A 24,066-nucleotide genomic window follows, 5' to 3' on the forward strand; every position below is an offset into this window, starting at 1 on the left:
ACAGATGTCCCCGGCGAGCAGCGTGAACGCCGGCCGCTGGGTGCCCATCAGCCGGGTCATGGTGGCGGCCGGCGTCGGGTCGGTGGGGTGTTTCCCGGCGATCGGGTCCGCGTCGCCGTACGCGTTGTCGTCGAAGATCCCTTCCGGCCACAGCGTCGGGGTGCCCTTCCACGCGTACGCGGGATCCTTGGGGGTGGTGTTCGTCCCGACGTCGGCGAACGCGGTGAACGTGAACGGCTTGGCCCGCTCCGGCGCCGTGGTGAAGTGGGCGTCCCCGGTCACGGTGCCGTCGGAGAGCCGCATCCGGTAGTGGTGGACGGTGTCCGGCCGCAGCCCGGTGATCCGCGCCTTGGCGTAGAACTGGCTGCCGATCGGGCCGCCCGGGATCGCGTACTGACCGGTCAGGTGTTTGATCACGGCCTCGACGCGGGTGCCGTAGACGCCGGGTGCGTCGCCGACGTCGACGAACGCGCGCAGCCCGGCCGGCAGTGTCCCGGTGGCGCTGACCAGTTGCGCGGTCAGCGCCATGGCGTCCCGGGGCACATCACCCGGCCCCGGCACGAAGGACAGGTGTCTGCCGGAGATCACCACGCCCGCGTTGCCGGCCGTGCCGCCGGCCGCCGCGAACGCCCGCCGGGCCAGCGCGAACTGACCGCTCAGGCCGGCCGTCGCGGCCAGCAGCAGCGACCGCCGGGACACCGCCTGGCGGGAGAGGAGCCGCTGGTTCCACTCGCTGAACTCGTCGATGGTGAAAGTCACAAAACGAACGCTAACCGCCCATGAGCTGCTTTTTCTGGATCTTGCCCATGGCGTTGCGGGGCAAACTGGGCACCAGGTGGATCTTGCGCGGGCGCTTGTGCGCGGCCAGGCGCTCGGCGACGAACGTGATCAGTTCCTGCGGCGTGACTGGATCGGCCACCACGAACGCGGTCACCTGCTCGCCGAGGTCGTCGTGCGGCGTGCCGATCACCGCGGCCTCGTGCACCGCCGGGTGCAGCAGCAGCGCGTCCTCGACCTCACCGGCCCCGATGCGGAAACCACCACTCTTGATCAGGTCCGTGGAGGCGCGCCCGACGATCCGGTGCCAGCCGTCCGGCCCGATCGTGGCCACGTCGCCGGTCGGGTACCAGCCGTCGATCAGCTCGGCCGCGCGCACCCCGCCGTCCCGCAGGTACCCGTCGAGCAGCGTCGGCCCGCACACCTGCAGGCTGCCGATGCTCACCCCGTCATCCGGCAGCGGGTTGCCGATCTCGTCGACCAGCCGGGTGTGGATGTTGTCCAGCGGCAGCCCGACGTGTCCGGCGCGACGCTCGCCGTCGGCGCGGGCGCTGACCGTGATCAGGGTCTCGGTCATGCCGTACCGCTCGACCGGGGCCTGACCGGTCAGCTCACGGATCGCGTCGAAGACCGGCACCGGGAGCGCCGCGCTGCCGGAGACCAGCAGCCGCGCCGGCCGCAGTCTCGCCGCCGAGGACGGGGCCGCCGCGATCCGCGACCAGACCGTGGGGACGCCGAAGTACATCGAGCCGGGATTATCGCCGTACGCCTCAGGCGTGGGTTTTCCGGTGTGCCGCAGTTTCGAGCCGATCCGCAGGGGACCGAGCACCCCCAGGACGAGTCCGTGCACGTGGTAGAGGGGGAGGCCGTGCACCAGCGTGTCGTCGGCGCTCCACAGCCAGGCGGCGGCGAGCGCGTCCAGGTCGGCGGCGATCGCGGCGCGTGAGAGCACGACGCCCTTCGGCGCGCCCGTGGTGCCGCTGGTGTAGAGCACGAGACCGGGCAGGCTCGGGTCCGGCTCGGGCGGCACGCTCCCGGGCTGCACATCAGAGATCGATTTCCGCGGTACGGCATCAGAGCCGCTCGCCGCCGGAAAGTCGGTGAGGATCAGCTCGGCGCCGGAGTCCCGCAGGATGTGCGCGCGCTCCAGCTCGCCCGCGTCCGGCGGGATCGGCACGATCGGCACGCCCGCGAGCAGGGCGGCGGTCACCGCGACCATCGTCGGCAGGCCCGGCGCCGCCTCCACCGCGACGACCCGCCGCCCGGTGATCTCCGCGGCCAGCCCGGCCGCCCAGCCGAGCAGCTCGTGCCGACTGACGGTCCGGTCCGGGGTGACCACGAAGCCGGCGACGTCGGCGTCCTGCAACAGCGCGGCAAGCAAGGGCATATGTGGATCATGCCAGGGTTCGCGGGCGTCGCCGTTATTCGGTTGCCGGGGGCGAGCGGCGCCGGGCAGGCTGCCGGGCATGACTTACTGATGTCTCCACCCCGGGTCCTTGTCTCTCGCCGGCACGTCCTTACTTCGTGCTGCCGTTTTCCTGTGGAGCATCTGTTTTGTCTTCCCGCGTGTCCATTTTCGCCTCACCCACCAGCTGGATCGAGTCCGGCGCCGTCGACCAGTGCCACCAGGTCGCCGCGCTGCCCGGCATGCGGCACGTCGCCGGCATGCCCGACCTGCACCCCGGCAAGGGTGCCCCGATCGGCGCGGCCATGACCTCGTCCGTGCTCTACCCGTTCCTGGTCGGCTCGGACATCGGCTGCGGCATCGCCGTCTTCCCGATCCGGCTCAAGCGGCCGGTGCCGGAGAAACTGGCCGCCCGGTTCCCCGACCTGGACGTCGTCGACCATTCTTTTCTCGACGCGGCCGACGTTCCGGGCGGATACACCGAGAGCCTCGGAACCGTTGGCCGCGGCAACCACTTCGCCGAATTGGCCCGAGTCGGCACCGTGTTCGATTCTGATCACGCCGAGCGGCTCGGGCTCGCCGCCGGCGACCTCGTGCTGATCGTGCACAGCGGCTCCCGCGGCCTCGGCGAGCGGATCCTGCGCGCGCACACCGAGGTGCACGGCGCCGGCCCCGCGCAGGACCCGGCGGCCTATCTCGCGGCGCACGACGACGCGGTGCGCTGGGGATCGCTCAACCGCAGGATCATGGCGGCCCGCATCGCCGACGCGCTCGGCGCGGACCACGAGCCGCCGATCGTGGACGAGTGCCACAACTCGGTGGAGATCCGCGACGGGCTCTACCTGCACCGCAAGGGCGCCGCGAACGGGGACCGGCGCGACGTGCTCGTCGCCGGCACCCGGGGCACGCCGTCGTTCCTGGTCGCCGGGCACGCGGGGGAGGAGGCCAGCTTCTCCGTCGCGCACGGGGCGGGGCGCAAGATGTCGCGCGCCGACGCGCTCCGGCGAGGTAGGGCCAAACACACCGTCGAGGAGCTCCGGCGTACGCCGCTGGGCTCGCTCGTGGTCTGCGGGGACCGGCAGTTGCTGTTCGAGGAGGCGCCGACCGCGTACAAGCGCATCGAGCAGGTGATCGGGGACCTGGAGTCCTTCGGTCTGGCGACCCGGGTGGTGAGCACGGTGCCGATGGTGACCTACAAGACCGCCGACGTCGCCCGCGAGCGCAAGGGCCGCCGATGAGCACGCACCTGCTCCTGTCGGCCGGGCGCGGGCCGGAGGAGTGCTCGTGGGCGGTCGCGCGGCTGCTCCGGCGGCTCGAGGCCGAGGCCCGTACGCGCAAGGTGACCGTCGACCGCCTGGAGGTCGTCGCCGGGGAGCAGCCGGGCACCTACCGTTCGGTGCTGCTGCGCATCTCGTCCCCCGAGTTCGCCGCGTCGTGGACCGGGACGCTGTGCTGGCAGGCGCCCAGCCCGTACCGGACCGGCCCGGGCCGCAAGAACTGGTACGTGACCGCCCAGCCCTGCTCGATCGGCGCGCCGCGGACCACGTTCGCGGAGTCCGACGTGGACGTGGTCGGCGTGCGCACCGGCGGCCCCGGTGGCCAGCACCGCAACAAGGCGAGCACCGCGGTGCGCGCCACCCACCGCCCCACCGGAACGGTCGTGGTCGTCGACACCGAACGCCAGTTCACGCTGAACCGGCGGCTCGCCCTGCGGCTGCTGCGCGAACGCCTGGAACGGTCGGACGCGGTCGCCGGGCAGGAGACGGTCACCGCCCGGTGGCGCCTCCACGACGACCTGGTCAGGGGTGATCCGATTCGGACGGAACGCCCGTAGCCCCCGCCGTCGCCCGGAAGTCGATCAAAGTTGTGCCGACTGGCTCTGTCCGCGCCGCCCGTGATCTGTCAGGCTCGATGGGTTGCGTCCCGGAGCCGTGGGGGGTGTGTGTTGCGCGAGGTCCCGCGCCCGGAGGAGAGGCGGCCCTCTCCTGGTCCCGCACCCCACTCGGAACAGCGCGAGGAGGAAGTCGCCGTGCCACCGTCCTCCATCGAGATGCTGATCTTCCATCCGTCGGCCGGTGAGGCCGCGTCGTCAACGGCGTCTGGGCCCGGCTCTTCGCCCGGCTCTTCGCCAGCCTCTTCGCCCGGCTCTTCGCCCGCCTCGGAGCGGGCCGAGCCGCCGGCCGACGATCTGCGGGTCTTCGGGTTGTTGAGCCTGCTCCGGCACGGTGATCTGGAGAGCCGGGGGCTGGACGTGGAGGCGCGGCCGCTGCGCAACTATCAGCTGCGCTTCTCCAGCGCCGGCCGGATCCGCCCGGAGTACCACACGGTCACCCTGGACGCCGGCGCCTCGGCGCGCACCTACGGCCTGGGCGTCATGTTCCCGCCGTACACGGTGCACGCCCGCGATTCCACCTCGCCGGCCGGTACCGGCAACTGCGACCTCACCCAGGTCGACCACGTGCACGTGCGCCGCGCCGAGATCCCGCTGGACGACCCGCTGCGGCTGGCCCCGGCCCGGGAGATCGTGGCCCACGCCGCCCCGGGCCGGGACAACTCCGCGGTCGTCCGTGAGTTGCGGGCGGCGCTGGCCGACCAACTGGCCGCCCGCAGGCTTCCCCGCCCGGTCCGCGCCGCCTGCCTGGCGTCGGTGCACGAGGCCGCCGCTGTCGTCCTGGGCGACGACGCCATGACGCGGCTGGCCGAGCGGTTCGTCCTGGAGGTCACCACCGTCCCGGCGGGTGCGCTGCTGGCCGCCGACGAGGACCTGGCCCGTGCGTACGTGGACCTGATCGCCGACCCGCACGACCAGCCCGAGTCGCTGGCCGCCTTCCTGCACGACCTGGTCGAGGCGGCCGCGTCCACCACCCCGGAGAACCTGCTCGGTTACGCCGACGGCCTCACCCAGCAGCAGCCGACCCTGCTGGGCCTGTTCAGCCTGGTGTCCGCCACCCCGGCGACCAGCATCCAGCTCACGGCCGCCCTGCCCGCCCCGGCCCGCTGACCCGACCCCGGCCCGCTGACCCGACCCCGCCCCGCCCCACCGAGCTGCCAGGCCCCGACCTGCCGGTCCGCCAGCCCGCCGCCATGCCCGCTGCTCCGCTGACCCGACGCCCCGCCACCGGGTTCGCTTCCCGGTCACGGTCCCGGCTGGTTGTCATGGGCGTTATCCGGGCCGGATAACGCCCATGACAACCAGCCGGGACCCCGAGCCGCTGCTGGGTCCGGGAGTTCGGCGTCCGGACGCGAAACGGGCGGGAGACCGCGTCTCCCGCCCGTTCCATCGATTCCTAGTTGTGCCCCGGCGTGGACTGGCCGGGATCCGGGTTTTGCGGATCGGGCTGCTGCGGCTGGTTCTTCTTGCCGTTGCTGACCTCGATCGTCACCGCGCCGCCCTTGACCGTGCGGTCCTCGGAGGTGCCCGCGGCGGTGCCGGCCGGGCAGTCCGAGTCGACGGCCGGGCCGGTCACCGGGTCGAAGCCGGCGCCGCTGATCTTGTCCTTGGCACTGGACATCGAGTCACAGGTCACGTCCGGCACGCTGCGCAGGTCACCGGTCGACATCTTGTCGTTACCCGGCTTCTTGAACTGGACGCTCGGCTTGCCCTTCATGAAGTCGGCCAGGGTGTGCTGCACCGCGTCGTTGATGACGTCGTGCGACATGTGGTCCCTGTGGTTCTGCCAGTCCGGATTGGCCATGTACCCCGCGACGACGAGCGACGTGGTCCCGACGATCAGTGACGCGGTCTTCTCGGCGTCGGTGGTGCCGGTCTTGCCGAACACCGGGTGCCCGACGATCCCGCGGGTGTCACCGGCGGTGTTCTGGCCGTTGCAGCTGCCGAGCTGGGCCGAGTCGCCGACCGGGCAGCGGGCCGCGTCGAGCGCCGCGCGGGCGACGTCCTTGCTGGTGGCCTGCTTGCAGTGCGGCTTGCCGACGTCGATCTTCGCGCCGTCCTCGGTGGTGATCTGGGTGATCGGGGTCGGGTCGCAGTACATGCCGTCACCGGCCAGCGTCGCGTACGCGTTCGCCATGTCCAGCGGCGTGGAGTTCATGACGCCCAGGGTGAACGAGCCCCAGCCGGCCGCCTGGTCCTCGTCGTTGGCCATCTCGGCCTCCTTCGGCACCCGGAACTTGACGCCGAACCGCTTGGCGACGTCCACCACGTTCTCCGCGCCGACCTTCTGCTCCAGCGGCACGAAGTACGTGTTCACGGACTTGCCGAAGCCGGTCCACATGTTGAAGACGCCGGCCTCGCTCTTGCTGGCGTTGCTGGGACACCAGTCGTCGGAGCCGGGACAGGCCGACTCGTCGCTCGGGGAGGTCTTGTACTGCGAGTGGAAGGTGGCCGGCGAGTTGATCGGATAGCTGAGCGGGAAGCCCTTCTCCAGCGCGGCGACCATGGTGAACGCCTTGTATACCGAGCCGGCCTGGTAACCGGTGATGTCGCCGCCACCGGTGATCAGCGGGTTCGTGGTCTTCGGGAACGAGCCGCGGATGTTCTTCGCCTTCTTCGCCGGGTCCGGGGAGAGCTTGTTCTTGGGGTGGGCCGGGTCGTCCAGCCCGTACGTCCGGTTCGTGGCGAGGATCCGCACCTTGCCGGTGCCCGGCTCGACGCCCGCGAGCAGCAGCGCGTTCTGGCTGCTGTCGGACTGCCGCTCGGCGATCTCGGCACGGGCCGCGTTCTGGCCCTTCACGTCCAGCGTCGTGACCACCCGGTAGCCGCCGCTCTTGAGCCGGCGCTCCCGGTCATACGTCGTGGCGCCGAACGCGTCCTGCTCCATCCACCAGCGGTAGAAGTAGTCGCAGAAGAAGCCCCAGTTGTTCTTGGCGACCGAGATGCAGCCGTTCGCGATGGCCTTGACCTTCGTCGGGATCTTCTCCGTCTTGGCCTTGTCGGCGTCGGCCTGGGTGATCGCGCCCATGGCCACCATCCCGGGGAGGATGTAGTTGTCGCGCCGGGCCTGGATCTGGTCGTGACCCGTCTTGATCGTCGGGTTGAAGCTGGTCGGGGCCTTCACCATGCCGGCGAGCATGGCCGCCTCGGCGACGTCGAGCTTGCTGGGCGTCTTGTTGAAGTAGACCTGGCTGGCGGCGTAGATCCCGTAGGCCTGGTTGCCGAACGGCGCGATGTTGAGGTAGCGCTCGAGAATCTGCTCCTTGGTGAGATCCTTCTCGATCTGCAAGGCGTACTTCATCTCGGTGAGCTTGCGCGTCGGGGTGTCCTTCGTCGCGTCGATCACCTCCTGCGGGTTGGTGGCCGAGTAGGCCAGAGCCATCCGCACGTACTGCATCGTGAGCGTCGAGGCGCCCTGCTGGGAGCCACCCTGGTTGTTGCTCACGAACGCGCGGGCGACACCCTTGAGGTCGACGCCGTTGTGCTGGTAGAACTTCCGGTCCTCGGCGGCGATGATCGCGGCCTGCATGTTCTTGGAGATGTCCTTGATCGGGACATCGCTGCGGAACTCGTCGTGGAACTGCGCCAGCAGCGTGCGATTGTCCGCGGCGTAGACGCGGGTGACCTGCGGGGAGCTGAAGTCCTTGAGCTCGCTGGGCAGGCTGGCGAACGACGTCTCGCCGGCCTTGGCGGCGAGACCGGACAGGGCCGCGGCCGGGAAGGCCGCCGCGGCGACCACCACGCCGGCCAGCAGGCCGCACACCAGCAGCGAGGACACCTTTGTGAAGTTGTTTCGCACATGAGTTAGACGCATGAAGAGGTGCCCCGGTTAGTCCTTCGGCGAGAAGTGTGACTGTCGTCATGCCATTGGCCCGATCCGTGAGGATCGGGCCAACCGCGCATTTAACTACAGACCCGCAAACCAGCGCGCGATCTGTGAGACCGCCAACAACTGCGAGCCCTCGTGGACCATACCGCTGTAGGACGTGTCCACCCCGACGTCGACCGCCGGAGCCCGGACCCCGTGGGCGGCCAGGGACTGCTGACAGGCCACCGTGTTCCCGGTCACGGCCTGCTCGTCCCCGGGGCTGAAGTACAGCCGGACAGGCACCCGGGGTGCCCACTCGCACACACTGTCGGCCTCGCGCAGCGCCGCCGCGAATCGTCCACCCGGGTGCCGCAGCAACGCCCGCCCGGCATCGGTGAGCAGCTCGTCGACCGAGGAAGGCACCCCCGCGAGCACCTCCTCACCCGGATGACTGGCGTCGAACAGGTCACCGATCCCGGCGTAGTCCGGCGTGAAGACGTCCTTCGGGTCCCGGTAGATGTCGTGCAGCCGGTCGTAGGACGTCAGCAGGTACGCCATATAGGCCGCCGCGAGCCGCGGCTGCACCTCGGGCGTGAAGACCGCCGGGATCTCCACCCGCCGCAGCGCATAGGCCCCGCTGACCGGAGCCACCGCCGCGATCCGGAACCACGGGTCGGCGCCGTCCTGCAGGGCCCGGGCCAGCCCCAGCGCGGCCGAGGCGCCCTGGGAGAAGCCCGAGGCGTAGACCCTGCGGTCCAGGTCGACTCCCCGCCGGGCGGTGAACACCCGGGCGGCCCGGAGCAGGTCGAGCGACGCGCTGGTCTCGCTCGGCACGTCCATCCACGGGTGGGGGCCGGTGCCGGCGCCGAGCCCCAGGTAATCGGGCGCGACCGCGGCGAACCCCGCGCCGGCGAAGGAGATCGCCGGGCCGGTCAGGAACGTGTCGCCGCCGGCCGACGGGGCGTCCCCGCGGTAGACCGACGTGCCGTGCGCGAACGACACCGTTCGCAGGTGACGGGAGGTGGTGATCGGTAGCACGACCAGCCCGCCGGCGACGGCCGGCCGGCCCTGGGCGTCGATGGTGCGGTAGACGAGGCGGTGCAGGCTCACCCCGTACCGCGAGATCGGGGTTGCGAAGCCGGCGGCGGAGAGCAGGTCGCCGACCTGGGCCGGGGAGTCGTAGGTCGCGAGGGGGGTGACCGAGACCAGTGACCCCCGGGTGACCGATGGAGTGCCGGCCGTGGCCGGCGTGCTGATTGCCGCCGCGGCGACCGCCGTGAGCAGCACTGCCGCGATGATCCGTCGAAGCGTCCTCATGGGAATGACGCTAGGGATCCGGCGGAGCCGCGGCGATCCTGCAGGCGTTAGTCCCCGGGGTGGTGCCAGCACTACCCCGGATTCCGGAAAACCGCCTTGACCAGCGAGATCAAGGCCTGCGTTGCCGCGCCCGGCGGGCGGTCCGCGGGAATCGCCAGTGACATCGGCCACTGCAGGTCGGCGCCGGTCACCTCCAGGATCGCCACCCCGGGCGCCCCGTCCAGGACGAAGCGGGGGAGCAGGGCGACGCCCAGCCCGTGCTCCGCGTAGCCGGCACCGGTGCCGATGTCGCTGATCTCGATCGTGACCCGGCGCCGGACGCCCGCCGCGGCGAACGCCCGGTCGGTGACGGCCCGGTTGCCGAACCCGGCCGGGGAGTCGATGAAATCCAGGCCGTCCAGCTCGGTGATCGGCACGCGTTCGCGCCCGGCGAGCGGATGGTCGACCGGCACCACCAGATGCAGCTGCGCGAACGCCAGGTCGATCAGCCGGATGCCGGGCGGCGGCGGGCCGGGCAGCGACACGAACGCCAGGTCGAGCCGGTGGTCGGTGAGCCGCTCGACGAGACCGGCCGAGCCCGACGGCGCGGCCGTCGTCTGCAGCAGCACGCCCGGATGGCGGCGATGGTACTCACCGAGCAGCGCCGGCAGATCGAGCAGCCGGATCGAGGTGAGCACGCCCAGGCGCAACGTCCCGCGCAGGCCGCCGCGCACCTGGTCCACCGCGTCCCGGGCGTCGCGCGCCGCGTCCAGAGCGACACGCGCCCGGGGCAGCAGCGCCGTGCCGGCGTCGGTGAGCAGCACCCGCTTGGCGTTGCGGTCCAGCAGCCGGACACCGAGCTCGCGCTCCAGGCTCTTGATCGCCGCGGAGACCGCGGACTGGACGACGTGTAGGCGGGTGGCGGCCCGGGAGAAGTGCTGCTCCTCGGCGACCGCGACGAAGTACTCCAGCTGGCGCAGCTCCACGGCTCAAGTATCACCAGAATTGATCCTCAACTCCAGAAACTCTCGTTGGAGGTGATGCTTGCTGGTGCGGATGCTCGAGGCATGACTCTTACGGCTACCGCTCCGCGTCTCACCGAAGCGCCTGTGAAGACCCGGCACGGCGCCGGGTTCTGGATGATCGCCGCGGTCTTCCTGATCGCGATGGCGTTCTCCACCGTCCCGACCCCGCTCTACCCGCTCTACGTGGCCCGGGACGGCTTCTCCACCTTCACCGTGACCATCGTCTTCGCGGTCTACGCCGTCGGCGTCGTGATCAGCCTGGTCCTCGCCGGTCACCTCTCCGACCAGGTCGGCCGCAAGAAGATCCTGATCCCCGCGCTGGGTCTGGAACTGCTCGCCGCGGTGCTCTTCCTCACCGGCACCTCCCTGCCGGTGCTGCTGGCCGCCCGGTTCGTCACCGGCCTCGGCGTCGGCATGATCACCGCGACCGCCACCGCCTACCTGCACGAACTGCACGCGGCGCATCGGCCCGGGGCATCCCGGCAGCGCTTCGAGGTGGTCTCCACGGCGGCCAACACCGGTGGGCTCGGCGCCGGGTCGCTGCTGGCCGGCCTGCTCTCGACGTACGTCGTCGCGCCGCTGCGCACGCCGTACCTCGTCTTCGCCGTCCTCCTGCTGCTCGCGCTGGCCGCCGTGGTGCTGACCCCGGAGACCGTCCAGGAGCGGCTGGCCAAGCCCGCCTACCGCCCGCAGCGGATCAGCGCGGACCGTACCGTCGCCGGCTACCTCGCCGCCGCGTTCGCCGCGTTCGCGGTCTTCGGCCTGTTCACCTCGGTCGCCCCCGGTTTCGTGGCCGGGACGCTGCACCACCCGTCCCGTACCCTCGCCGGCGCCCTGGTCTTCGCCGTCTTCGGCGCCGCGGCCGTCGTCCAGGCACTGACCGGGCGGCTCAGCGCCCCCGCGAGACTCGCGCTCGGCCTGACCGCTCAGGCCGCCGGCGTCCTGATCCTGCTCGCCGGCATGTACCTGGCCAGCCTGCCGATCTTCGTGCTCGGCGGCGTGATCGTCGGCGTCGGCGCGGGCACCCTGCTGAAGGTCGCGATCGGCTCGGTCACCGCGCTCGCCGCCCCGGAGCGCCGCGGCGAGTCGCTGGCCGGGCTGTTCCTGATCGGCTACCTCGGCCTGACGCTCCCGGTGATCGGTCTCGGACTCGCGACCCAGGCGCTCACGGCGCTGGCCGCGATGACCGGCTTCGTGGTCCTGATGCTGATCCTGCTCGGCGCGGTCACCGCGCTGACCAGCCGCCGCAGTGCCTGATCTGCCTTTCCTTTCTGACCCGCGCCCCTTTCCTCCCGGGGGTGCGGGCCGTTCTTCATCGGCTTCGGAACGCCAGGTCCGATCGCCGCCAGACCGCGCCCTTCATCGTCGGCAGGATTGCCGTCATGGGAAACACGAACGACAACACAGTGGCATTCGTCAGCGGCGGCAGCCGGGGAATCGGTGCGGCCGTCGCCCTGCGGCTCGCCCAGGACGGCGCCGACGTCGCCTTCACGTTCCGGGAGAACAAAGCGCGCGCCGACGAGGTCGCCGAACAGATCCGGCAGACGGGCCGGCAGGCCATCGCGATCCAGGCCGACAGCGCCGGCCCGGCCGCGCTGGTGGACGCCGTGAACGACGCCGCCTCGGCCCTCGGGCGCCTCGACATCCTGGTTAACAACGCCGCGTCATTCCTGGTCGGGCCGATCGAACAGCTGACCGCGGACGACATCGAGGAAACCATCGCGGTCAACGTGCGGGCGCCGTTTCTCGCCTCACAGGCAGCGATCCGGCACATGGGATCCGGCGGCCGGATCATCAACATCGGCAGCAACATGGCGGTGCGGGCAGCCTTCCCCGGCTTCTCGCTCTACTCGATGAGCAAGACCGCGCTGGCCGGCCTGACCAAAGCCCTGGGCCGCGAGCTCGGCCCGCGCGCGATCACGGTCAACCTCGTGAATCCCGGCCCCACCGACACCGAGCTGAACCCCGCGGACAGCCCGATGGCCGAAGCCGTCACCGGTCTCACCGCACTCGGCCATTACGCCGCGCCGGCCGACATCGCCGCGGCCGTGGCGTTTCTCGCCGGCCCGGACGCCCGCTACATCACCGGCGCCACCATCAACGTCGACGGCGGATTCACCGCCTGACCGCTCGGATCCTCACATGACGATCACGCGCTTGCCGACGGTGTGCTCGTTCGCCAGCTCGATGTAGGCACGAACGCCCTCGGACAGTGGCCGGCGCGCCGAGATGTGCGGCCGCAGACCGTCGGCGGCCACGTCCCGCATGGTGCCCAGGGTCGCGTTCGTGTCCAGGACCAGCTGCGACGAGACGTCGTCACGACCGATCCATTCCGGACGCGGCGGTGGGAAGGTCACGGTGTAGAGCCGGCCGCCGGAACGCAGCGCCGCCGCGACCGGCGCGAGCGACGTGCCCGGCACCACGAGGTTGACGGCAACGTCGACTCCCGCGGGATAGTCGCCGTAGCCGATTACGTCGGTCGCGCCGAGCTCGCGCAGCAGTCCGGCGTCGCCCGGCCGGCCCGTGGCGACGACCGTGGCCCCCGCGGCGCTGAGCAGCGGAAGCAGCACGGTTCCCATGCCACCGGTGGCACCCACGACGAGCACCGTCTCGCCGGGGGAGACGGCCGCGGTGATCGCCACGGCCCGGGCGGTCAGGCCGCTGGTGCCCAGCGCCGCGGCCTCGGCGGGCGGCAGACCGGCCGGGCGATGAGCGACGAACGGGGTGCCGGCCTCGACCACGACGTACTCGGCGAGGGTCCCGGTTCCCAGCGACGGGCGATCAGAAGCGGCCATCGGGCGCATCACCCGTGGCACGGCGTGCCCGAAGATCTCGTCCCCGGCCGCGAAGCCGGACACACCCTCCCCGAGCGTCGTGACGGTCCCGGCGAAGTCGTTGCCGAGAACGTGCGGAAACGGCAGGTCGATCATGCTGCGCAGGTCGCCTCGCGGCAGCGCGAGATCGGCCGGGTTCAACGCCGCCGCCGTGACCTCGACTTGCAACTGCCCCGGGCCGGGCTCCGGAATCGGCACCTCGGCGAGCGAAAACTGTTCGGGCGGGCCATAACCTGTCGCTACCACTGCGCGCATGGCGGCGAGGCTAAGGACGACCGATTCGGACGGTCAACCGATTAAGAGGTGGAGACCCACTGCTGTTCGACCTGCCCCGTGCACGGTCGAAGCCGCACCTGACCGTCGCGTTCCCCGGTGAGACACGGCCCGTGCCGGCCATTGCGAATGGTGCCGACGAACCACCACTCCTGTGCCGGATCCGCGCCGTTGCAGGCCGCGACCCGGACGACCGTACCCTCGGTTCGCATGCAGTTCTCGCCGTTGTAGAACGTGCCGGTGCTCGCCTGGAACCATTCCTGACCGGGTGATCCGTCACCGCACCGACGAATGCTCAGCAAGGTGCCGACCGTCCCGCCGGTCAGGCACCGGCTGTCGTCAGCCCTCGGGTGGATCCAGCCCTGATGCAGTGGCGGTGGCGCCGCGACCGGCGCGGAAGCCGCCATTCCCGTCGTGAGAGCGGTCAGGAAACGGGTGATACGACGCATGACCATTCACTCTAGGAATGCGCGCCGCCGGTCCGCAGGAAAACGGGAAAGGGGCAGGCGAAGAGCCCACCCCTGTTCCGGTACGCCGTCAGCAGGTCACTTCTTGGCAGCCGGAGCGGAGCTCGCCGCGCCGGCGTCGTCCGCCGCGCCCTGCTCGTCAGCGCCCGCGCCCTGCTCGTCCGCGCCCGCGCCCTGGTCAGCCGCGCCCGCGCCGGCGGCCACGACGGCCTTCGCGTCGGCGAGTGCCAGACACGCCTGCAGCAGGCTCGCCTGAGCGGAGGTCACCGCGGTCGCCGCGGCATCGTTCGCCGCCGCGCCCTGGTCACCGGCGTTCTCCGCGCCCTGACCGCCGGCGGCGCCCTGGTCCTCCGCGTTCTGGTCCTCAGCGTTCTGGCCGGCCGCCGCGCCCTGCTTGCCGGCCGCCTTGGCGCCCTTCAGCGACTTCAGGTACTTCTTGGCCAGCTTCTTGTTGTCGGCCTTGTTCTCCGCCGCGCTCTGCTCCGCGGCCTCGCCCGCCTGCTCACCGGCAGCCCCCGCGGCATCCGCGGCGAACTGGTCGCACGCCGCCTCGAGAGCCTGCGCCGAAGCCGTCGCCGCGGCCCCCGCGTCCTGCGCCTTCACCGGCTGCAACTCCTCGCCGTCACAGACCACGGCACCCGCGTTGACCTGCACGGCCTGGCACTTGGACACGTCGAACTGCTGACCGTCCACGTTCAACAGATTGCCGGCCTTGGGTGTCGTGCTCGCGTTCGCCAGCTGCACCCCGGCCACGCCGGAGACCGCCAGGACCCCCGCGACCACCACCGCGCCGATCGTCTTCCGCCGGTTGCCCAGGTTACGTCGGTACGTGCGCGACCTCATGATCACTCCTCGTCGTTGGACGTCGATGTTCACCGGTTGGGGGGCCATACGGGGCTCGACGTCCGGCCGGTTCAACGCCGCTCCGCCACCTGCCCGCCCCAAGAGGACGATCACGGCCACGAATCCGCAGGTCAGCCCGCCGTTCGAGAAAGACTGAAAAACTTGCCGGAATCGAGCGATCGGGTGGTGTCCCGCCCGCTTATCCGAAACGGTCAGTGCTCCGAAACGGTCAGTGCGAGATGATCGCGGCATGGACCCGGTCGACGTCGCCCGCGAACTCGTCATCGAACGCTTCCCGCACGCCGACTGGGCCGTGCTCACCGGCAGCGTCGTCACCCCGCACCGCACCGCCGGCTCCGACCTGGACATCGTCGTGCTGGACGAGACCGATCCCGGGCACCGCGAAAGCCTGCGCCACCAGGGCTGGCCGGTCGAGTTCTTCGTGCACACCCGGGCCAGGCTCGCCGGATTCCTGGACAGCGAACGCGCCCAGCGCAAACCCAGCACTCACCGGATGCTCGCCCAGGGCGTCGTCCTGCTCGGCGACCCCGGCGACCTGCCCGCCCGATGCGCGCGCATCCTCGCCGACGGCCCGGGACCGCTGACGCGCGAAGAACAGGACTGGCTACGGTACGGGCTGACCGACGGCCTCGACGACCTGTGCCACGCCACCGACCCGGGTGAACGCACGGTGATCGCGTCCGGCCTCTGGACCGGTGCCGCCGAAGCGGCGCTGTCACTGGCCGGGCGCTGGGTCAGCAGCGGTAAGTGGCTACTCCGTGAACTGCGCGAACATGACCCGGTCTTCGCGGATCGCTGGCTGACGGCCCGCGATGACCCGGCGGCGCTGGCCGAGGAAGTGCTGGAGAGCGCTGGGGGTCCGCTGTTCGACGGCTACCGTGCGTGACTGGAGATTCAGATCAAGGACGTTGCCGGCGTACGTCGTGAAGGTCCGGTTCGAGGGCCGGGTCGTTGAGCTGCCGCTCGGCCGTTGGTCCGTCCGCTGAACACGCCCGCCGGCGCGCACACCCCACCCTCCCGAGGGGGGAGCACCTTCCCACGGACATTCTCCCGCGAAAGTCGAAGATCATGCGGCTGGCCTGTGGACAACCCGCCACTGTGGATAACTCCGAACGATCTTCGGAGCCTGGAATGATCGACGGCGAGCCGGGTCCATGGCCGTACCGGCAAAGTCTCTGCCCGAGGCAGGCGCCGAAACGCCTGCCCGGACCACAGCGTGGTGTCATCGCCGGCAGCGATCGCCCAAGCGATCGGGGCTTCAGCGTGGTGTCATCGCCAGGATCGAGCGCCCCGGCGATCGGGCTTGAGCCTGGTGTCATCGCGACGATTGAGCGCCCCGGCGATGAGGCTTGAGCGTGGTGTCATCGCCGGCGGGCGAGGGCCACACCGACCAGGGCCACAGCGCCCCCGGCAAGAGCGAGGAGGTGGGGAGTCTCGGACAGGATGGGCCAGGCGAGCAGGATCGTCAGCGGCGGCACGAGATAGGTCGTGACCCCCAGCCGGCCCGCGTTCATGTTGGCCAGGGCGTAGGCCCAGGTGCCGAACGCGAGCGCGGTCGGGACGAGCCCGAGGTAGATCACGCCCGCGATCGGCCCGGCCGGTGCCGACCGCAGGTCGTCGGCGAGGCTGCCGGCGAAGGGCAGCGTGACGATCATGCCGACCACGCAGGCCATCTGCGTGACCTGCAGAGCGGGCAGGCGCCGCAGTGCAGGTTTCTGCAGGGTGACGCCGACGGCCCACGCCGCGGCGGAGATCAGGCAGAGAGCCACGCCGAGCGGGTCGGCGGACGCGCCGCCACGGCCGGCGAAGCCGATCAGCAGGACACCGCCGAAGGCCACGCCGGCGCCGATGAGGAGGCTGCGGGGGAAGCCCTCGCCGAGGAAGATTCCGGCCAGTACGGCGATCAGAATCGGACCGACGTTGACCAGCATCGCTGACGTCCCGGCGTCCAGGCGCTGCTCTGCGGCGTTCAGCGTGACGTTGTAGAGACCGAACCAGACGACGCCTACGCCGACGACCTGTGCCCATTCGCGGGCGGTCGGCCGGACCCACGTCCGGGTGGCGAGGACCGCGATCGTCAGCGCGATCGCGCCCGTCGCGAGGCGGCCGAGGGCGAGCGAGCCCGCGGAGAAGTGGGCGTGCACGGCACGGATCGCCACGAAGGCCGAGGCCCAGGCGGCGACGGTGACCACGACGGCGGCGAGGACGGTGGCGGATGGGCGGACGCGGTGGTCGGGCACGGCGGAGACGGACATGGGCACACCGTAGAGCCGCGACTGTTCGGCCACCGCCGCACTGTTCGCGATGGCGGCCGGGATCACGAGGGCCGTTCACTGCGAGTTCGCGCCGGCGACCAGGAATGGGCACCGATTCGTTGCCGCCTGACCGGGGCGGCGCCGTGAACGGATTTCTTCCGGACAACAACCTGGAAATGCAATCTGGGCGCGAACTGTGCCGGCCCCAGCGCGTTCTGTGCAAAGGAGTGCCCGTGCATATCCGTGGCGATTACCGAATTCGCAGCGCCATTCTGCGATCATGCGGCATGACCGTTCTCCGTACGGTGCACACCGCCGACCTGACCGCCGATGACCGCACCCGGATCCGCGCCATGCTGGACGAGGCCTTCGACGGCGACTTCGACGACCACGACTGGGATCACTCGCTCGGCGGCCAGCACATCCTGATCAGCGTCGACGCCACCCTGATCGCCCACGGCGCGGTGGTGCAACGGCAGTTCCTGCATCGGGGCAGGTCACTGCGCTGCGGTTATGTGGAGGCCGTCGCCGTGCAGAAGGCGCACCGCCGCCGCGGGTGCGCCGCCGCCGTGATGACCGAGGCCGAGCGACTCATCGACCACGCCTACGACCTCGGCGCGCTCTCCGCATCCAGCGACGCCGGCCGCCTCTACCAGGGACGGGGCTGGCGTGTCTGGCCCGGCGGCACCGCGGCGCTGACCCCGTCCGGAGTGACCCGCACCCCCGGCGACGACGACAGCACCCTGATCCGCCGCGTCACGGGCGGCGCGTCACTCGACGAATCGCACCCCATCATCTGCGACTGGCGCGACGGCGACGTCTGGTGACCCGATCCGCCGCGCCATTTCCGCCACCGGCAGCGCAGGATTGGCAGCGGCAGACCCGCGCAGTTCCGGGTCGTCGAGAAGAGCGACTATCTCGCGTACGGGCAGGTGCGGTGATCGTGCGACGGCCCATCGCACCGCGTCGTCCGGGTCGCCGAGCAGGCGCATCAGGACCCCCGGGCCGACCTCGGGGTCGCGGGCGGCGAGCAGCCGGGCATGCGGCCGGAAGTCCTCGGCGAAGCGGGCCAGACCGGCGGCCGGCGGCAGGTGCGGGTTATGGGCAAGATCGGTCAGGTCGTACTCGTCGCCCTCGGCCAGCACCCACGCCAGCAACTCGTCGTCGAGTGGGCCGCGCAGGATCGCCGCCCGGTCGTAGCCACGGCTGCCGTTCAGGTCGGAAAGACTGCGCGGCCGTCCGGGCCCGGCCGGCTCAACGGTCGTCCCGTCCCGCGGATCCGGCTCCACCTGCCGCCGGACGTACGGATCGGGGTCGCCGAGCAACCGCAAGCGGACCTCCGCCCCGCCCGCGCCGTTCGCGCCGAGAGCCGCGCGCACCCACGGGTCCGGGTGCGCGGCCATGCCGGCCACCGCGACGGCGGGCAGCGGCCTGCGCTCGGCCAGCCCGGTGGCGGCTGGTCCGCCGTGGACGCGGATCAGCCTCAGCAGCAGGTCGTCCGGGAGCGCGGGGTTGACGGCGAGACCTTCCAGAACCGCGTCCGGCGGCGGGAACCGCGGCCAGCGGCGCTGCTCTGACAGGGATCGGGGTCGGGCCCTACCCGCGTACATCCACACTCCTGACGGATCGACGTAGGTGTCAGCCTAGGCATATGTATGCGCAGGTCAAGAGGGGTGTTCACCCGATCGGCGCGGGGCTGTGACGTCGGGTAGGCTGGATTTGGACCCGCTCTCCGGCCGCCCGGCCCGTCACTCGGACCGGGGCGCCGACCCAGCCGTACCCCCCAATTGACCTGGTCCGGAGCCCACCGTGAGCAAATCGCGGGTTTCGGCGCCGCAGGCGCAGGGGGTTCGAGACCCACGTTCGTCGGGGGCCACGGCGGCGGGCACAATGGGAGGGTTGTTGCCGTGGGGATGTCAGGAGGAACGGTGGCGCTAGAGGTACGGCCGGAGAGGTGCGTCGTCGCGGTCGACGGCCCGTCCGGCTCCGGCAAATCCACCGTCTCGCGGCGTCTGGCCACCACGGTTGACGGCGTCTACCTGGACACCGGCGCGATGTACCGCGCCGTGACCTGGGCCGTCCTGCAGGCCGGGGCGGACCTGACCGACCCGGACGCGATCACCAAGATCGCGCTGGAGACCGAGCTGTCGATCGGCACCGACCCGCAGGCGCCGCACTTCGCGGCGAACGGGACGAACGTCGACGCGCCGATCCGTGGCCCCGAGGTCACCGCCGCCGTCTCCGCCGTGGCCGCCGTGCCGGCCGTGCGGAAACACCTGGTCGCGCTGCAGAAAGCGGTGATCGCGGCGCAACCGCGGATCATCGTCGAGGGCCGCGACATCGCGACGGTCGTCGCGCCGGACGCCGACCTCAAGGTCTACCTCACCGCGTCGGCCACCGCCCGCGCGCAGCGGCGCAGCGCCGAGGACGCCACCGACGTGACCGCCACCGAGGCGGACCTGGCACGCCGCGACAAGCTGGACTCCAGCCGCGCCACCGACCCGCTGCGCCAGGCCTCCGACGCCATCGAGGTGGACACCACCGGAATGAGCATCGACGAGGTCGTCCAGCACCTTCTCGCACTGCTGAACAGCAAGGTAAGTAAGTGACTGACTTTCCCGCCGGCCTCGACATCAACGATTTCGAGGGCGGGTTCGACCTTTCCCCCTCGGACGACGCAACCACTGACGACGACTCGTTCAGCGGCCCGGTGCCGGTGGTCGCCGTCGTCGGCCGCCCCAACGTCGGCAAGTCGACGCTGGTCAACCGCATCATCGGCCGACGCCAGGCGGTCGTCGAGGACGTCCCGGGCGTGACCCGCGACCGCGTCCCCTACGACGCGCAGTGGACCGGCCGGCGCTTCACCGTCGTCGACACCGGCGGCTGGGAGCCCGACGCCAAGGACCGGGCCGCCGCCATCGCCGCCCAGGCCGAGATCGCGGTGCAGACCGCCGACGTGGTGATCTTCGTCGTCGACGTCACCGTCGGTGCCACCGACGTCGACGAGGCCGCCGTCAAGATGCTGCGACGCAGCCACAAACCGGTGATCCTCGTCGCCAACAAGGCCGACAACCAGAACCTCGAGCTCGAAGCGGTGTCGCTCTGGTCACTCGGCCTCGGCGAGCCGCACCCGATCTCCGCCCTGCACGGCCGAGGCTCCGGTGACCTGCTCGACGACATCCTCGACGCGCTCCCGCCGACCCCGCCGATCGTCGAGGGCGCCCCGCGCGGCCCGCGCCGCGTCGCGCTCGTCGGCCGGCCCAACGTCGGCAAGTCCAGCCTGCTCAACCGCATCGCCAAGGAAGAACGTGCCGTCGTCGACTCGGTCGCCGGCACCACCGTCGACCCGGTCGACAGCCTCGTCGAGATGGACGGCGAGATCTGGCAGCTCGTCGACACCGCCGGCCTGCGCAAACGAGTCCACCAGGCATCCGGTACGGAGTACTACGCGTCACTGCGCACCGCCGGAGCGGTCGAGGCCGCCGAGGTCGGCGTCGTGCTCCTCGACTCCGGCGACGTGATCAGCGAGCAGGACCAGCGCGTCATCTCCCAGGTGATCGAATCCGGTCGCGCCCTGGTCATCGCCTTCAACAAGTGGGACCTGGTCGACGAAGACCGCCGGTTCTACCTCGACAAGGAGATCGACCGCGACCTCAAACGGGTGACCTGGGCCGTCCGCGTCAACATCTCCGCCAAGACCGGCCGCGCCGTCGACAAACTCGCCCCCGCCATCCGCCGCGCCCTCGCCTCGTGGGAACAGCGGATCCCCACCGGCGCCCTCAACCAGTGGCTGACCGCCCTGACCCAGGCAACCCCTCATCCCGTACGGGGTGGGCGCGCCCCGCGCACGCTGTTCGCCACCCAGGCCGGCGTCGCCCCGCCCCGCTTCGTCCTGTTCACCACCGGCCCGTTCGACGCCGGGTACCTCCGCTTCATCGAACGCAAACTCCGCGAGGAGTTCGGCTTCGAAGGAACCCCCATCGAGCTGTCCGTCAAGCCGCGCAAGAAGACCGGGCCGGGGGGCCGCGGAAAAGCGCATGGGTGAGGTTGGTACGCTCTAGGAGATGTCGCGCCGGGCTGAGGTTCGGGGCGGGATCGGGCTGTAGCGCAGCTTGGTAGCGCACTTGACTGGGGGTCAAGGGGTCGCAGGTTCAAATCCTGTCAGCCCGACGCAGGTCACAGGGACTTTCTCCCTTAACAGGGAGCAAGTCCCTGTTCTGCGTTTGGGGGCAACTTGGGGGCAAGGAACCAGGCGGCCTTCTCCACCCGTACGAGAAACTACGCACAGTAGAGTCAGTTTGACCCCATAGCCAGCGGGCATGAGCCGTTCTGGATTCGAACCTTCTCAGTGACACTGGCCGCCGCTGTAGAGCACTGGCAGGTCGGCGGGTAGCTCCGGAGGTCAACCAGCATCCAATTGCTGGCTACCTGTGGTGGACGACCGCATGTTTAGCGTCGACGACCTTCTGAAGCTGGCGAAAACCGGCCGTGTTGAACGCGTTGAAGGTCAACTTGATCCGTCGAGCGTCGAGCGTCGAGGCTCGCTGGCAGCGCTCCAGGGCGCGAGAACCGGATCGGCGCGGCAGCGTGGTGCCGGCACCCGCCACGAGCAGCTACCAGCCGGGGGCGTCCGTCAGGCCTCGCCCAGGCGCGGCCTACTCTGACGGCATGTCAGGCCGCCTCTCGGACTTTGTCGACTGGGGCGAGCTGACGCCGAGGCTGCGGCCTGGTGATCACACGTGCACCACGCACGGCGTGGTGATCCCGGAAGCCGCGCCGGTCGGCGTGCCGATCTGCCCGCGCTGCCAGCATCTACTGGCCGTGGTCTGCTTCAGGCATTGCCCAGCCCCGCCGATTCGAGGCGATCGTCGCCCAGCAGGAGCGCAATCTCTTCCCCGGCCGGCCGCCCAGTCGGCCGATCAACCCCTATGCCCTCGCGGGCCTCATGCGCCGCCACGGCATTCCCGCAGCAGCCAGCCGAAACACCGCCCTACTCGGCCTCGCCGCCGAGCTACCCGCACCCGTGCTGGCAACCCTGATCGGACTCGCACCCAGCACGGTCGACGACTGGAGCCGATGGGCCCAAACAGACTGGAGCGTCTACCTCGCCGCCCGCGCCGACGATGGCGCTGATTGCCGAAGATCCGTGCCATGAAATGCCCGTTATGGCGACAATGTTTCTGTGAGTGATGATGCCCAGCAGCCAACCGGATTCGATCCCGAGTATCGCGGCGAACTGGGAGGGATGTTCCTCGCGTGGCGGCGGATCGAGTTCCTCCTGAAGTGCCTTCTCGCTGACCTGAGCGCTGCCGGGATCTCTAACGCCGACGAGGCCCTCCTCACGGGTGTTCCGGACACCGAAGCATTGATCCATCGCTGTCGAGAGCTGACGAACGGCGACGATGTATCGAACGACGAGAAGCCTCTCATCAACAACTGGCTCGACACCGTCGATCAGGCACGGCGGGGGGCCGCGCCCTTCCTCCGTTCCCACTCGGCCTTCGTCCGCACCGACCAGCAAACCTGGGCGCCTGCCTTCATGACCGTGGAGGTGCAGGACGGACAGCTCAGAACCGATGGGGAAGCTGTCAGCATCGAACAGCTTCGCATCTGGCACTCAACCGCCGCCGCCTGCGAAGGCTCCTGGGGAACACTTCCCCCACGGTTCCGTCGTTCGCCGCGGTGAACCCGAAGCCCTCCAAGAGCGAGGCTGCTAGACCTTTCGCCCGAGGTTCCGGCGGATCTCTTCCAGAAGCCGAGCCTCGAGGTCGGCAGCGTTCCCCAGGTCCTCCACGGGCAACCTGACAACAGGTACTCCGCATCGCTGCCACTGCAGATCTCGGTTTCGGTCGTCGGCGTAACGACGCACGTTGCGGTGGTGTGGGCCATCTGTCTCGAAAATGACTGCGCGGCCTTGACCGATGACCATTACGTCGGGTGACCATGTGTGCCCACTGCGCAGGCGTACGCCGGGCAGAGGAATGATGGCGATGGTGGCGTGTTCCGGAAATCGGCCGCACTGCAGACGCTTGAGCGCGTGATAGACCTGCAGTTCTTCAGCGCTGCCGAAGGTTAATCCGTCGTCGACTGGATACTTCGATACACCCACCTCGCGGCGAGCCTGGTTGCTAGGCCGCTCTCCGGTCAGGCGATCTGCGTAACTGGTACGCCAGTTGCCGTCGACTTCGGGCAGCGCTGGTTGCACTTTGACATAAGCCACGTCCGGCTCGCCGTTGCGGTCGGCAACGTAAGACAACGTCTGGGCAATGCGTTGACAGATCTCGTCGGTGAAGCGCACGACAAGGTGCTCATCGACATCGAACAACGCCGCGCGACGATAGATCGTCTGGGTGATGGTTTCCTCGCCGCTCCAGCCCTCCGTGTCAAGGATGCGCTGGGTCCGGATCACCTCGTCGGTGTTGACCAGAGCTATCGCACGCACGTCGACAAGCAGAGCGACGGCTTGATGGTCGCCGCGCTGAGCAAGCAAGCCAGTCGTTTGCCCGAGAATGCGGTCATACTCCGCGTCTTGCTCGTACTGCCACTCGTCCTTCACCTACGCGGTCCTTTCGGCCAGCCTGGGCCGTAGACGCTACGCGCTGGGTATGACACCACCACGCACTTCGGATCCGCTCAGCTCACTACCTATCAAGATCGACAAAGAGCGCAGGTGACGAATACCGCATCTGCACCGGCTCACTCTGCAGAGTGGCAGTAGCGCGGCTAAGAGCTCTCTGAGCTGCCGAAACCGCTCGTCTTTCGCTCGATGGCCGCGAGGTTGTTCATCGACTGAAGGGTGTCCGGGTGCTCTTCGCCCAGCACCCGCCGGCGCACTGCCAAGACGCTCTCATGCAGCTCCCGCGCTCCCACCGCATCACCCGCGACGTACACGGCGTTCGCTAGTTTGGTCATCCGTTCCAGGGTGTCCGGGTCCTCCTCATCCATTCTTCTCTCGATGATCGCGAGGTTGCGTTGAGAGTTCACCGTGTCTGGGTGCTGCTCGCTTAGCACCTGGAAGCGCAGCCTATAGACCCGCAGGATCAGTTCTTTCGCCGCCACAACTTCACCTAGGACGTACAGGTCAATCCCGAGGTTGTGCATCGAGGTCAGGGTTTCCGGGTGCTCCTCACCCAGCACCCGCCGGCGCACCGCCAAAATCTTCTCGTTGAGT

At 70.1% G+C, this 24,066-nt stretch carries 22 protein-coding genes and 1 tRNA gene; 11 read left to right on the top strand and 12 right to left on the bottom strand.

The window, feature by feature from the left end:
- On the bottom strand, window positions 1-759 hold a 759-nt coding region (locus tag Acy02nite_RS43885), incomplete at its 3' end, for a fibronectin type III domain-containing protein (protein WP_203755473.1).
- Between the two features lie 10 nt (window positions 760-769).
- Window positions 770-2,164: an AMP-binding protein gene (locus Acy02nite_RS43890; RefSeq protein WP_203755476.1), complete on the bottom strand. Its 1,395-nt coding sequence runs from the start codon at window positions 2,162-2,164 to the stop codon at window positions 770-772.
- A 137-nt stretch (window positions 2,165-2,301) separates the two neighbouring features.
- On the opposite strand from Acy02nite_RS43890, the gene Acy02nite_RS43895 reads away from it, so the two are divergent.
- From Acy02nite_RS43895 to Acy02nite_RS43905, 3 genes are all read left to right on the top strand, one after another.
- The gene (locus Acy02nite_RS43895; protein WP_203755479.1) at window positions 2,302-3,420 is read left to right on the top strand and encodes an RNA ligase RtcB family protein; all 1,119 of its coding nucleotides are present in this window, start codon (window positions 2,302-2,304) and stop codon (window positions 3,418-3,420) included.
- On the top strand, window positions 3,417-4,016 hold the full coding sequence (gene prfH / locus Acy02nite_RS43900) for a peptide chain release factor H (RefSeq protein ID WP_203755482.1): 600 nt from the start codon (window positions 3,417-3,419) through the stop codon (window positions 4,014-4,016). Before Acy02nite_RS43895 ends, prfH begins: the two co-directional genes overlap by 4 nt.
- 195 nt (window positions 4,017-4,211) lie before the next feature.
- Window positions 4,212-5,183, top strand: a complete 972-nt coding sequence (locus Acy02nite_RS43905; RefSeq protein WP_203755485.1) for a hypothetical protein — start codon at window positions 4,212-4,214, stop codon at window positions 5,181-5,183.
- Window positions 5,184-5,469: 286 nt separating this feature from the next.
- Here the strand turns inward: Acy02nite_RS43905 and Acy02nite_RS43910 are convergent, their stop codons facing one another.
- The 3 genes from Acy02nite_RS43910 to Acy02nite_RS43920 all read right to left on the bottom strand — a co-directional run bounded on the left by Acy02nite_RS43910 (window position 5,470) and on the right by Acy02nite_RS43920 (window position 10,163).
- Window positions 5,470-7,887, bottom strand: coding sequence for a transglycosylase domain-containing protein (locus Acy02nite_RS43910; protein ID WP_203755488.1), 2,418 nt, complete (start codon window positions 7,885-7,887; stop codon window positions 5,470-5,472).
- A gap of 93 nt (window positions 7,888-7,980) precedes the next feature.
- Entirely contained in the window at window positions 7,981-9,198 is a 1,218-nt protein-coding gene (locus tag Acy02nite_RS43915; RefSeq protein ID WP_203755491.1) for a lipase family protein, read from the bottom strand.
- A gap of 71 nt (window positions 9,199-9,269) precedes the next feature.
- A complete protein-coding gene (locus Acy02nite_RS43920) occupies window positions 9,270-10,163 on the bottom strand; it encodes a LysR family transcriptional regulator (protein ID WP_203755493.1) in 894 nt (297 codons plus the stop codon).
- An 81-nt stretch (window positions 10,164-10,244) separates the two neighbouring features.
- On the opposite strand from Acy02nite_RS43920, the gene Acy02nite_RS43925 reads away from it, so the two are divergent.
- On the top strand, window positions 10,245-11,459 hold the full coding sequence (locus tag Acy02nite_RS43925; protein WP_203755496.1) for an MFS transporter: 1,215 nt from the start codon (window positions 10,245-10,247) through the stop codon (window positions 11,457-11,459).
- A 125-nt stretch (window positions 11,460-11,584) separates the two neighbouring features.
- Entirely contained in the window at window positions 11,585-12,328 is a 744-nt protein-coding gene (locus Acy02nite_RS43930; RefSeq protein ID WP_203755499.1) for an SDR family NAD(P)-dependent oxidoreductase, read from the top strand.
- A 12-nt stretch (window positions 12,329-12,340) separates the two neighbouring features.
- Here Acy02nite_RS43930 and Acy02nite_RS43935 read toward each other — a convergent pair whose 3' ends face one another.
- From Acy02nite_RS43935 to Acy02nite_RS43945, 3 genes are all read right to left on the bottom strand, one after another.
- On the bottom strand, window positions 12,341-13,291 hold the full coding sequence (locus tag Acy02nite_RS43935) for an NADP-dependent oxidoreductase (RefSeq protein WP_203755501.1): 951 nt from the start codon (window positions 13,289-13,291) through the stop codon (window positions 12,341-12,343).
- Between the two features lie 41 nt (window positions 13,292-13,332).
- Window positions 13,333-13,758, bottom strand: coding sequence for a ricin-type beta-trefoil lectin domain protein (locus Acy02nite_RS43940; protein WP_203755503.1), 426 nt, complete (start codon window positions 13,756-13,758; stop codon window positions 13,333-13,335).
- A gap of 96 nt (window positions 13,759-13,854) precedes the next feature.
- On the bottom strand, window positions 13,855-14,619 hold the full coding sequence (locus Acy02nite_RS43945) for a hypothetical protein (protein ID WP_239175849.1): 765 nt from the start codon (window positions 14,617-14,619) through the stop codon (window positions 13,855-13,857).
- A 250-nt stretch (window positions 14,620-14,869) separates the two neighbouring features.
- On the opposite strand from Acy02nite_RS43945, the gene Acy02nite_RS43950 reads away from it, so the two are divergent.
- On the top strand, window positions 14,870-15,526 hold the full coding sequence (locus Acy02nite_RS43950; protein WP_203755507.1) for a nucleotidyltransferase domain-containing protein: 657 nt from the start codon (window positions 14,870-14,872) through the stop codon (window positions 15,524-15,526).
- Window positions 15,527-16,001: 475 nt separating this feature from the next.
- On the opposite strand, the gene Acy02nite_RS43955 is transcribed toward Acy02nite_RS43950, so the two are convergent.
- Complete coding sequence (locus Acy02nite_RS43955; protein ID WP_203755509.1) at window positions 16,002-16,895, bottom strand: DMT family transporter; 894 nt, start codon at window positions 16,893-16,895, stop codon at window positions 16,002-16,004.
- A gap of 287 nt (window positions 16,896-17,182) precedes the next feature.
- Between Acy02nite_RS43955 and Acy02nite_RS43960 the strand changes: the two genes are divergently transcribed.
- The gene (locus Acy02nite_RS43960) at window positions 17,183-17,722 is read left to right on the top strand and encodes a GNAT family N-acetyltransferase (RefSeq protein WP_203755511.1); all 540 of its coding nucleotides are present in this window, start codon (window positions 17,183-17,185) and stop codon (window positions 17,720-17,722) included.
- Here the strand turns inward: Acy02nite_RS43960 and Acy02nite_RS43965 are convergent.
- Window positions 17,666-18,505: a hypothetical protein gene (locus Acy02nite_RS43965; protein ID WP_203755513.1), complete on the bottom strand. Its 840-nt coding sequence runs from the start codon at window positions 18,503-18,505 to the stop codon at window positions 17,666-17,668. The two genes, Acy02nite_RS43960 and Acy02nite_RS43965, sit on opposite strands and share 57 nt — an antisense overlap.
- Window positions 18,506-18,808: 303 nt before the next feature.
- Here Acy02nite_RS43965 and cmk point away from each other — a divergent pair, with 303 nt between their 5' ends.
- The 4 genes from cmk (at window position 18,809) to Acy02nite_RS43985 (ending at window position 22,581) form a co-directional block, all read left to right on the top strand.
- Complete coding sequence (gene cmk / locus Acy02nite_RS43970; RefSeq protein ID WP_203755523.1) at window positions 18,809-19,504, top strand: (d)CMP kinase; 696 nt, start codon at window positions 18,809-18,811, stop codon at window positions 19,502-19,504.
- Window positions 19,501-20,940 carry a ribosome biogenesis GTPase Der gene (gene der, locus Acy02nite_RS43975; protein ID WP_425548270.1) on the top strand — a complete coding sequence of 480 codons (1,440 nt, stop codon included), beginning with the start codon at window positions 19,501-19,503 and terminating at the stop codon, window positions 20,938-20,940. The genes cmk and der overlap by 4 nt, the downstream gene beginning before the upstream one ends.
- Window positions 20,941-20,991: 51 nt before the next feature.
- Window positions 20,992-21,065: transfer RNA gene (locus Acy02nite_RS43980), tRNA-Pro, on the top strand.
- 1,012 nt (window positions 21,066-22,077) lie between these two features.
- Window positions 22,078-22,581, top strand: a complete 504-nt coding sequence (locus tag Acy02nite_RS43985; RefSeq protein ID WP_203755516.1) for a hypothetical protein — start codon at window positions 22,078-22,080, stop codon at window positions 22,579-22,581.
- A gap of 27 nt (window positions 22,582-22,608) precedes the next feature.
- On the opposite strand, the gene Acy02nite_RS43990 is transcribed toward Acy02nite_RS43985, so the two are convergent.
- Window positions 22,609-23,451, bottom strand: coding sequence for a hypothetical protein (locus tag Acy02nite_RS43990; protein ID WP_203755519.1), 843 nt, complete (start codon window positions 23,449-23,451; stop codon window positions 22,609-22,611).
- 167 nt (window positions 23,452-23,618) lie between these two features.
- A partial coding sequence (locus Acy02nite_RS43995; RefSeq protein ID WP_203755522.1) for a tetratricopeptide repeat protein occupies window positions 23,619-24,066 on the bottom strand: 448 nt, incomplete at its 5' end.

The sequence above is a fragment of the Actinoplanes cyaneus genome (assembly GCF_016862095.1).
Classification (GTDB): domain Bacteria; phylum Actinomycetota; class Actinomycetes; order Mycobacteriales; family Micromonosporaceae; genus Actinoplanes; species Actinoplanes cyaneus.